General features: G+C 60.9%; 7 protein-coding genes and 2 pseudogenes. 6 read left to right on the forward strand and 3 right to left on the reverse strand.

Annotation, left to right across the window (positions count from 1 at the left end; translation table 11 throughout):
* Positions 1 to 101: 101 nt before the first annotated feature.
* Positions 102 to 698: pseudogene (locus ACWEH3_RS34930) on the reverse strand (transposase); the annotation flags it as partial.
* Between the two features lie 459 nt (positions 699 to 1,157).
* Here ACWEH3_RS34930 and ACWEH3_RS34935 point away from each other — a divergent pair.
* From ACWEH3_RS34935 to ACWEH3_RS34945, 3 genes and pseudogenes are all read left to right on the forward strand, one after another.
* A complete protein-coding gene (locus tag ACWEH3_RS34935) occupies positions 1,158 to 2,204 on the forward strand; it encodes a tyrosine-type recombinase/integrase (RefSeq protein ID WP_450026343.1) in 1,047 nt (348 codons plus the stop codon).
* Positions 2,201 to 3,568: a hypothetical protein gene (locus tag ACWEH3_RS34940; protein WP_450026345.1), complete on the forward strand. Its 1,368-nt coding sequence runs from the start codon at positions 2,201 to 2,203 to the stop codon at positions 3,566 to 3,568. Before ACWEH3_RS34935 ends, ACWEH3_RS34940 begins: the two co-directional genes overlap by 4 nt.
* A gap of 332 nt (positions 3,569 to 3,900) precedes the next feature.
* A pseudogene (locus ACWEH3_RS34945) lies at positions 3,901 to 5,125 on the forward strand (IS701 family transposase).
* 54 nt (positions 5,126 to 5,179) lie between these two features.
* Here ACWEH3_RS34945 and ACWEH3_RS34950 read toward each other — a convergent pair.
* A complete protein-coding gene (locus ACWEH3_RS34950; RefSeq protein ID WP_450026353.1) occupies positions 5,180 to 6,091 on the reverse strand; it encodes an IS701 family transposase in 912 nt (303 codons plus the stop codon).
* Positions 6,092 to 6,321: 230 nt separating this feature from the next.
* Between ACWEH3_RS34950 and ACWEH3_RS34955 the strand changes: the two genes are divergently transcribed.
* The 3 genes from ACWEH3_RS34955 to ACWEH3_RS34965 all read left to right on the forward strand — a co-directional run bounded on the left by ACWEH3_RS34955 (position 6,322) and on the right by ACWEH3_RS34965 (position 8,720).
* Positions 6,322 to 6,615, forward strand: a complete 294-nt coding sequence (locus tag ACWEH3_RS34955; RefSeq protein WP_450026347.1) for a hypothetical protein — start codon at positions 6,322 to 6,324, stop codon at positions 6,613 to 6,615.
* A gap of 61 nt (positions 6,616 to 6,676) precedes the next feature.
* A complete protein-coding gene (locus tag ACWEH3_RS34960) occupies positions 6,677 to 6,991 on the forward strand; it encodes a hypothetical protein (protein ID WP_450026349.1) in 315 nt (104 codons plus the stop codon).
* Between the two features lie 1,291 nt (positions 6,992 to 8,282).
* Positions 8,283 to 8,720, forward strand: coding sequence for a hypothetical protein (locus ACWEH3_RS34965; RefSeq protein WP_450026355.1), 438 nt, complete (start codon positions 8,283 to 8,285; stop codon positions 8,718 to 8,720).
* On the opposite strand, the gene ACWEH3_RS34970 is transcribed toward ACWEH3_RS34965, so the two are convergent.
* The gene (locus ACWEH3_RS34970; RefSeq protein ID WP_450026351.1) at positions 8,717 to 9,136 is read right to left on the reverse strand and encodes a hypothetical protein; all 420 of its coding nucleotides are present in this window, start codon (positions 9,134 to 9,136) and stop codon (positions 8,717 to 8,719) included. The two genes, ACWEH3_RS34965 and ACWEH3_RS34970, sit on opposite strands and share 4 nt — an antisense overlap.
* Between the last annotated feature and the right edge of the window lie 1,365 nt (positions 9,137 to 10,501).

Raw genomic sequence — 10,501 nt, forward strand, 5'->3', positions numbered from 1 at the left:
CAAAAGCCTCGGCTGGAAGACGCCCGCTGAAGCCTTCACCGAGCAGCTACGATCGCTCCAACAAACCGGTGTTGCGACGACCGATTGAATACGGCTGGTGTTCGGTTATCGGCATGCACGATCAACCCCTCGGCGGTGACGCGTTCTGTCATTGCCATGTTGACCGCGTTGTCGACCAACAGCATGTCGGCGATGGTGGAGAAGGCTCGGCCGACGATCTTCTTGCTGAAGCAGTCCAAAATGGCGCAGCGATAGACTTTTCCGTCTCTTGCGGGATGTTCGGTGATGTCGGTGCACCACAGCTCGTTGGGGCGGGCAGCGGTGAAGGCCCGGTTCACCAGGTCGACGGGAGTGCTCACTGCGAGCATCGGGTGGCCACGTCGTTTGCGTCTGGGCAGGCCGAACAGCCCCCGCTCGGCCATGATCGAGGCAACCAGCTTGTGGTTGACGATCATCTCGCACTCGGCCAGCAACGCGGCCTTGATCCGGCGTTTGCCGTAGGTTCCACGGGACTGGGCACCCAAACGAGGGTCTTCGTCACTCTCCCCATCTGCGAGATCAGCTGCCACATCCCCGACAACAGACCCCGCGCACGGCACGTAGATCGGTCGACCACTCCTCGAGATGCTGCGGAGCCCACTGCCACCGAAACTCACCGGAGTGGTCCTGAAACCGCCGTAGCAGATCCAATCGGGCATTGACAGTGCCGAACGCCAGGCTCCGACTCAGCTGCTGCTGCCGCCACCCTTCCAGCATCGCCTCGAACACCTGCACGTCTGGACGCAGCAACGGCACCCCGGCCGCCACAACCGGATGGGCCGCGCCAGCGACCTCCAACCTTCGCGATCCCGCCACCCAACACCCCAACACCCACCGAATGATTCCTTCATCAGATGATAGATGGGGTGAAGAGTAGCTGATCACAGCCCCGGCTCCGACATCTCTCGCGCTATCGACCGAAGTCGAGGGCCAGCAAATTCCCGCAGCTCAGAGACCAGATCTGTAGATGCAGAGAATCTTTCATCAAATGAAATACGGGCCAGAGCCGGATAATGACGTATTATCTGACAACACCAGGTGACGCTCCTGAGGAAACACCCCGCCGTGCCACACCCCTTTCCCGCGTATTATCTGACATTCGAGGAGTCGGTGAGCCGATGGCCCCCGCTCGGCGCCTGGCTCCGGTCATCGCCCTCACGGTCGGGATGCCGACCGCCGCGGCGCTGGCGCACTACTTGCGCTGGCCGGCGGGCCATCGCGGTCGCGCCGGGCTCATCACCTCCCCGGAGACCGTGCGCGCCTACACAAGTGCGTTGCCGATCGTGTTCGCCGGCATCGTGAACCTCGCCGAGCTCGACGGACCGGGCCGAGACCGGCTGCACCGCAACATCCGCACCGCTTGGGCCCACCGTGCTCCGGCGACGTTCAACGCCAAACGCGCCGCGGTCACCAGCGCCTTGGGCTATTTCCAGGCCCAGCAGTGGATCGGCGACGCCGCCGCCGTGCTGGACGGGCTGAGGCGCGAGCACCAACCCAAACCCGACGCCGACCGGGTCCGGTCCCGGGAGGCGATCGACCGCCTGATCGCCGACAAACGGTGGCCGCTCGAGAACCGGACCCTGTGGGCGATGCTGTACGCCACCGCGGCCCGCGCCGAAGAAGTCCTGCGCCTGGATATCACCGGCACCGACACCCGCCCCAACCGTCGCGCCCGCACCCGCCGCAAGGGCGGCAAGGCCGACGATTCGCTCTCCGACATCCGCACCGCGCGCCTGCTCGGCCAACTGCTCACCGGACGCAGCAGCGGGCCGATCTTCCTGTCGCGCCGCACAGCACCCGACGACGGCACTGTACCCACTCGTGACATCGATCCGGTCAGCCACCGACGGCGGATGAGTTGCCGCATCGCCGAACGACATCTGGGCGTCGTCACCGGCGGGTGGGATCCTCACGATCTGCGTCACTCCCGACTCACCCACGCGGGGGAGGACGGCGCCACCGAAGCCGACCTGATGAACCTGTCCGGCCACGAGGACCGCCGCGCCTTGCAACGGTATTTGAAACCCAGTAAGGACGGCACCCACCGCCGACTCGACGCCATCGACGCTTGCCGCCGCACCCGGACACCCTGCGCAGACGAGATCGCCGCCCGCCTCACCGCAGCCACGCAGCCCGCGCCTGCCGCAGCGGCGAGGCGCGAGTGAGCAACGGCATGATCAGGGCCATAACCCGGGCCATGGAAGAGCTGAAACGCCTGACCAGGAAAGAAACGCAGGCCTGGCGCGACACCGAAGAAAGCATGACTCGCCTTGTCAGGCGGGATATCGATGAGAAGGTGAACCTCGACCAGCGCGGCAGGCGCGAGGTCGAGGAAGCAGGTGAGGGACTGGGAGCGCAGGGACAGGGTACGGGGGTGGATCGTGCACCCGGCGCACGGGCTCAGGGCACTGACGCCGTCGAATTGAGTGTCAGCGGCAGACAGCTACACGCGCTGGCGCAGAGCGACAACGCCGCCCGCGACCTGGAGCACATACTCAGGGAAAAAGGCACCAAGTGGGACAAGGTATACGAAAAATCGGGCAGAGTGCGCGAGCAACTGCGGCATGCCATTCTGGCCGACAATCGGGAAGCAGTCAGGAAGATCATCACAAAAAACAAAATGACCGGAAAAGAAACTGACGAACTGCTGAGTTCCTTGGATGCCGACATCTCATTGAACAGAATTATCAAAGAACCCCCGTACGACGGCGACTTCCTGAATTCTCTACCAAATTCCATTCGCCACACCGGAACGCCGACGCGAAGCGGCACATACGTGATTCCAGAGCTTAGGACACGAGTCGAGGTCGATTTCGAAAAAAACACCGTCGAATTCTCTGTGAATCCATATCATAACAGACCTGGGTGGGATGACTGGGAGCAGCATGTAGCACTGCCGCTGCAGGAACAGCGCTTCCCCTGGGTATCTTCTTCCGATATCTACGGCACGCAACGGGAAGCTTTCCGCTCCCAGCTCGATACGTTCGGCGCGCTGTCCGAACGTGGCAGTACGGTATATACACACATGACGGGCGAGCCGAATCTTCCTGGGATATTGACGAGCGAATCCTGGGGTACCACGCGATTGCGGGGTCAGGACGGCCTGAACGGGCTGAATGTCGAGCGAGCATCTCTGGGAAATCCTGAAGACTATGCCGCAGCGATACGAGCCGCAGCCAACGGGGATCCGATCAAAGCCCCGATCAAAAACGTCAGCGGTAGAGGGTCGTTCGTATCCTCGCACTACGTCACTCCAGGCTCGTCCAATCCGATCATTCTCTTCGACGAGTCCGTGACAGACCTCCGCCACACCATACCCAACCCGGGTGGTATAGGAATCGTCGACAGAACCCGTTTCGATGACCCGAGCCTGATCGGGATATGGGTTCCGCCGACGTTCCGGGAAAACCTGCTGCACTGGATATCGGAGTGGCCGGAAGCCGAGGTGACAAGGCTTTTCCGAGGCAGGTCACCCGAGTCGATTCTCATCTCCTCCGCCGAGCACCTACCCGAGCTACCGCGCGGCTGACGACAACTGCCGTGAGCAGTGGTGAGATCACCGCGAACCAGGATCCCGGTCGAGGACAAAAGTCCGGATGGTGTTGTCCGTACCGACCGGAGCCCCGACACAGGAGCCGACGGACATGGCCCAGCTCTTCCGAAAGTAGTTATCGCACAACGATTCTGGAACAAAGCTTGCGAAACGAATTCCGATCACTGCCGGGTAAACCCACACCGGTGTTCATATGCCTGGTGGCGCGATCCTTACCGGCACTCGACCAGCGTGAAGGCGCTTAGTACTCCAGCATCACTTCGTGATGTTGTTGGGTAGCATGTTGTTTCGTGGTGGTTGATGAGGATCTGGCTGTGCGGGTGGCTGGGCTGGATGATCTGTTCGGTCGGGTGGCAGGCCGGTTCGTGCGGGCGGAGCCGCGGCGGCGGGCCCGGGCGTATGTGCGTGGGTTGCTGGCGCCGATGGCGGGCAAGAACAGCTGGACATTGGCCGAGGTCGCGGGTGATCTGACGCCGATCGGGATGCAGCGTCTTCTGAATGCGGCGGCGTGGGATGTCGATGGGGTGCGCGACGACCCGCGGGCGTACGCGGTCGAGCATCTGGGTGATCCGGATGGTGTGCCAGTGGTCGATGAGACCGGGTTGGTGAATAAGGGTGTGAAATCTGCTGGGTGCAAAGGCAGTACTCGGGAACCGCGGGGCGGATCGAGAATTGTCAGCTCCGTGTGTTCTGCGCGTACACGAGCGTGCAGGGACGCACGCTGATCGATCGGGAGTTGTATCTGCCCAAGTCGTGGATCGATGATCGAGACCGGTGCCGCGATGCCGGGGTGCCCGAGGAGGTCGAGTTCGCGACGAAACAGGTTCTGGCGCAGCGGATGCTGGCTCGCGCGTTGGATGCGGGGGCGCCTGCACGGTGGGTGACCGCTGACGAGGCATACGGTGGCGATTCGAAGTTTTGCAGGTGGCTCGAGCGGCGGCGGATCGGGTATGTGGTCGCGGTGCCCAGCAGCGCGCCGGTCGTCATGTCGCTCGCCGGTAGCAGCCGCGCCGACCAGATCGTCGCCGACGCGCCACCGCAGGCATGGAAGCGTCGTAGTTGCGGAGACGGCGCGAAAGGCCCTCGGATGTTCGACTGGGCCGTGGCCACGGTCCCCACGATGAGTGAAGCCGGGCCGGGTTGGCGATGCTGGCTGCTGGCTCACCGGTCACTGACCCCCAACGCCGAAGGTGAGCTCGAAACCCCGTACTACCTGTGTGGTGCCCCGATCGGCACCGGGGACGAGGAGCTCATCCAGGTCGTGGGTGCCCGTTGGGCGGTCGAGGACTGCTTCCAGACCGCGAACACAGAAGTCGGGCTCGACCAGTATCAGGTCCGCCACTACGACGCCTGGTACCGCCACATCACCCTCGCGCTGCTGGCGCACACCTACCTCGCCGTGACAGCCGCTATCGCCCCAAAAGCATTGGCAGCGGCCTCATTCCACTCGCACTCGGTGAGGTCAGACGTCTCCTGGCACACCTGACCACACCGTCACCGAACCTCACCACCGCGTCGCACTGGTCAACCTGACGCAGACGACACCAATACCAGGCTAAACAGGCCCACCACCAGACACGACACCGATTACATCACGAAATGATGCTGGAGTACTAGTACTCCAGCTGCACTTCGTGATGTAATCGGTGTCGTCGCTGGTAGTGGGCATTCTTCGCCCGGTATTGATGGCGTCGGCGCCCGGTCGACCATCGCTGTATGGCGGCGAGGGCTGGGCGGTGGGTGATCAGGTGTGCCAGAAGACGTCGGATTTCTCCGAGGGTTGGTCTGACTACGCGGGACAGCCACGACATACCCGATCCGGCGTTCGTCGAGCCAGGCCCGGAACTTGCCATCGCCGCCGTAGGCCTCGTCAGCGGTAACCCACCGGGCCGGCACTCCCGCATCCAGAGCTCTGGCCAGCACGTTCTTCGCCAGCGTCGCCTTGGTCGCGAATACGACGTCATCGGGCACGCTCGCCTCCCGGCATCGCTGCCGATCCTCGGTCCACGACTTGGGCAGATACAACTCCCGATCGATCAGCGTGTGCCCCCTGCTGCCGGTATAGGCGCAGAACACGCCCAGCTGACAATTCTCGATCCGACCCGCTGTCCCGGAGTATTGGCGTTGCACCCCAGCAGATTTGGTTCCCTTCTTCAAGAAACCGGTCTCGTCCACAACCAGCACCCCGTCCGGGTCCCCAAGGTGCTCGATGGCGTAACCGCGCACGTCATCACGCACCCCATCCGCATCCCACGCCGCCGCATGCAGCAGCCGCTGCATCCCATCCGGCGTGCGCTCACCAGCAGCTTCCGCCAGCGTCCACCCGTTCTTCCCCGCCAGCGGAGCCAGCAACCCCCGCGCATACAACCGAGCCCGCAATCGCGGCTCCGCCCGCAAAAACCGGCCCGCGACCCGCCCGAACAACTCATCCAACCCAGCCACCCACGCAGCCAGATCCTCATCCACCGACACGCCGAAACAGGCTACCCCACAACCCATCACGAAGTGCAGCTGGAGTATTAGGCCAGCGTGGCGGAGATCCGGGTTGAGCGAGACCAGGGCCGCTGCTGGTATGGACCCTCTCAAACAATCCGCGATGAATCACTTCTAAAGTGAAAATATTTCTAGGCTCTACCGACTTTATGTGATTCTATAATCCGCACGATCATAGTCGACGAAGTCAAGGAGAGCGAGCCTGTGGTAAAACATTTTCGACTGGCGGTTTCTGCGTGAATCGAACGGAAGGCACTCAGGGCAATTTAAGCAAAGCGCCTGCTTTCGGTGACTGTGACGAAATGCGGAAGGTTGCGATCTCTTTGTTTCGCGCAGCCGATAGTTTCATAGTAGCCGGACTGGCTTGCGATTCTTCTTACGCCGGAATTTTAAAGGCGGCCGACGACCTGACCGCGAAAATTGACAATTCTTCCGACAATGTACCTGATGCATGTTGTCGAGCGCATCTCTTTATAAGAGCCGCCACAGAAATATTCGAAGCCGCTGCAATCATGGAAGGCGCTGATTAGTCGAAGAGATTGTGGTTAGAGAAAGGGGTAAACGCTCGCGCGCTGAGGCGAGTATCCATCCATGGACAACAGCGCCGAGTATCCTAGCTGCATTCTCGAGAAAAATCCCCCGGTAGCAGCCCGCAAGCACGAACAGGCTTGTGAAGGCTTGTTTACGAGCACTGACATGCCCGAAAATGCCGATGCCGCCCGTAAGAAAGGCGTCATCTATGCCAGTGATTCGGCGGTTAAAACATTGGGGCGTACTGACGCTCGCCCTCTATCCGACGATCAGAACCAGGACGAATTTGGCATGTGCGTGATCGCGGGTTCATCTAGCAAGTGGCCCGCGCGTCAGGGTTCCTTACCCAAAGCTGCCGTCCCAGCACTAGTTTAGTAGGTTTGATGCCGTAGTAGAGTCGTTGAAGCTAATCTGACGGGCTAACCTGCAGATTGGTGCACCCTGCTTGGGCGCGTCTCCGCAATGGCAGTGAGGCTGTATTTGCACAATCGACACTGATGATGATTGGGGAGCACGGGCGATGATTGTGGAGTACGGTTTCTTCTATCTATAAGTGGGATCCGCAGCGGTCGGTTCGGCTTCAAGTCCTTTTCGCTTCCGTGTTACGCACCTCTTCGGCTGTGCGGCGAACGCGGCCCAGGTAACGCGATCCGCCCGCTCGAGTCGATAGCGACTTTTGCGACAGCAACCTCAGGAGTCAAACCGTCCGGTTCGCTACGGCACGCTACGGGCGTTGCTCCGACTACTCCGTCAATTCGATACTATCTTTGAGAGAATGTATGGCTGTCTGAAGCAACGATGTACCTATCGCAGGTGACTGCCGTACAAGACCGCAACCGCCACCGCCCGGAGCCCTGTGTGCGATACTTGATACTTCGGGCTTCGAGGTCCTACATCCCGCGAATCCGCTCACGCGTCTTAGCCGCCTCGGCGACCGCATTTGCCGACGCTGCCACGAGCGTAATTCACGGCGAGATTGTGTGCATAAAAGCTCTAAAATGGCTGCACACCGCTATCGGCCTGATGGTACTAAGATGAATTTCCCGTTAAGGTACAACGACGCAGAGAATAAGCCGTCGCAGCCACGCCGATGAGCAACAATTTACCTTCGCTTCTGAGGAACACTGCGCGACATGTGACAAGAACACTCGATCTGAAAGCGAGGTCGATAGCTGGCCACTACGTCGATACTAGCGCCACGATGAAGGCCGGAGTCCGCGCGTTTCGCGGTTCTGACACCGATACTGCGGGTTCGCTCGAAGAAGTCCGCACAGTCCGGCAACCGTACCCGAGGCGAGCAAAGTATCAACCTACCGCCGCAGAGGCATCTATGGCAGCACGTCGAATGATCACTTGAGTTGATTTTGTCGGTGATATGGCAGAAGATGTGTCGCAAAGCGCTTCCAGAGTCTACCAAATGCGCTCAGACGACGGAGAATTGAACATCTACAAACCTATACATGGCGAGGATTACCGCGGTTGAATGGGCTCTGCGCCCGAACGTGGAGCCCAGACCAGCAGGGAGATCGCTACTTATCGGGTAGACGAACACCTGGGATTCAATCGAGTGCCCCCGACAGCGCATACAGACGGCATCATCGGCTCCGATGGCAACGTCGTCGCGGATGGCAATATCGGTCCGGGGTACGTTATCTCGGGGCCCGGCATGATCCAACAATTCGTACCCTCCAAGCCCCCGAGAGCAGTTCATGAGTATCCAATCGTGCAGCAACAACAAGTCGCCTGCTTGGACTATATCATCGGAAATATGGACCGCCACCGCTATAACTATCGTACCGTCGAGGGAGATCAATTTATAGACATCGTTGCAATCGACCACGGTAGAAGCTTCCCACAGTCCCAGCGCCCGCTAGAAGCACCCATTAGATCGCCGTTTGTCGAGACACACAGAGGGCTTCTGCTCGAACCCGATGTTCTCGATTCTGTGAACAAAGTTGACACCGGAAGCCTTCTATTAGCGATTCAGGACGCAGGCCTACACCCATACGCTATCGATGGGGCGCTAGCCCGGCTCGAAATGATCCGGCGACGAGGTCAAATCCCCGCCGAAGTCAGGATCGTGGATCCCATTTATGGAATCTAGGCCTGGCTCGGTCGATAGATCCACCGGTTAACCAGATATTCGGCAGCGAAGCTCGGCAGGGCCGAAGCCCTAATCTTTGAATGCGTCTTATTTGTCGGATTTCGCAAGTCTTGTAGCAGGTCAGTACCGCAGCGAGGTGAGGGAGCGAGGAAGTGTGTGGCCTTGCGGTCGTAGCGGAGGTTGCGGCGGTGGTATCCGGTCAGGTAGGGAATCGTGCGCTCGATCACCCACGGCTGGCGGCTGAGGCGCTGGGAGGATTCGGCGCCTTGGCGGGCGATGCGGACGCCGATCTCGCGGTTGCGCACCCGTTGCCGCAGATCGGCGGTGTCGTAGGCCTTTCGGCGTGCAGCTTGCCGGGTTTGCGTCGGCGCGGGCCGCGTCGCGCTCGGATGGCTTAAGACGTCAGTCTTAAGCATCGGTCACATTAAAGCTGTGCCGTCCCCACCACATTCGCGCTGCCCACATCAACGTGCGGCTCTGTCCACTGCGCCGCCCTGTTCTATTCACCGCAGATAGCGGGCTCCTGTGTGCTTCGGCAACGTGGAAGCTCGCCACGAAAGCAGTTGGACGGTCGTCCGTAAAAGAATCCCGGCAGAGATCACCTCTTCTACCTGATAACCATCGCGATTCGTTCAGCAGACAGCTGACCGCGGCCGCCAGCGGATAGTTTCCGGAGTCGGCCACATCCAGCTCGGTTAAGCCCGGTCGACGCCGGTCCCCGTCGATCGTTGCCTCGCTTGGGTCGCCAGCGCGCCGAGGACTGGGCTGGGTGTCGAGCGATCGACGATGGGTCAGACCGGTTCGCGGTGTTTGAGGGATCGGAGTTGGGGGCGGATACGTCGGCGCTGGCCGGAATGACCCGGCACAGAGGTCGCTGCAGCATGGACATCGTCGTCGTTATCGGTTCCTGGACGTTGAGAGCCCCTAGGTGTTCGGTAAATGCGAGCAACATGACGAATCCGGTCGCGCGTTCGACGAGCGTGCCTATGGCGGAGCAGTTCCCGGCCCAGGCACGATATCACCCTCCCAATGGCCCCGGCAGTGTCCGGTCCTAGTTGTTGCGGGTCATGAGGTTGTTGACGCCCGCGACAGGGGTGAGCTGAAGGGGACGGATTTTCCGGCGGCAGGATGGAAAACGCCAATCCTCCGCCCGCGCAACCGAAAGACCCGTCCGTGCTCCACCGTAACGCCGCACTGTCCGTCGAGGGTCGTCACCGTGGTTCTGATCGCCAACCTGGACGTCACCTGATCGTGAATTCGGGCACCGGCAGTCGGGGAGCGAGGCTTGTGGTCGCGAATTGCGACACCACCGGGGAGGTTGACATCGCTGCGTATAGCCCGCCCACGCCACCCACCTTTGAGAAGTCGGCATGCTCAGGTGACCCGATGTGCTCGATAGCCCGACTGAATGTGCGCTGCGAAGGATGCAGCCGGTCGTAGGTGGTGGTGCTGTGAGTTATGACTTTGCGGTGATACCGGCTGCCCAGATGGGTTCGGTCGAACAGGCTGTTGAGCTCTACGTTGCGATGTGTACGTCCCCGGAAGAGACGGCACTTCTGCCGGCCGTGTGCGACTTCGTCGCCGAGATCAATCATCGACACGGCGGGGCGGAGGAGGGGTTTCTGTCGGTCGAGACCATCGCAGACACTCGGGGTGCCGTCGTGTCGACTTGGTGGTCGAGCTTTAGGGACTGCCCTCGGTTTGGTTGACTCCTGACCTGTGAGGATTGCTCCTCGCTGGAAGGATGTCCCCCATGCCGAAGCCGTATCCCGAAGAGTTCC

This window comes from Nocardia sp. NPDC004718 (genome assembly GCF_053601535.1).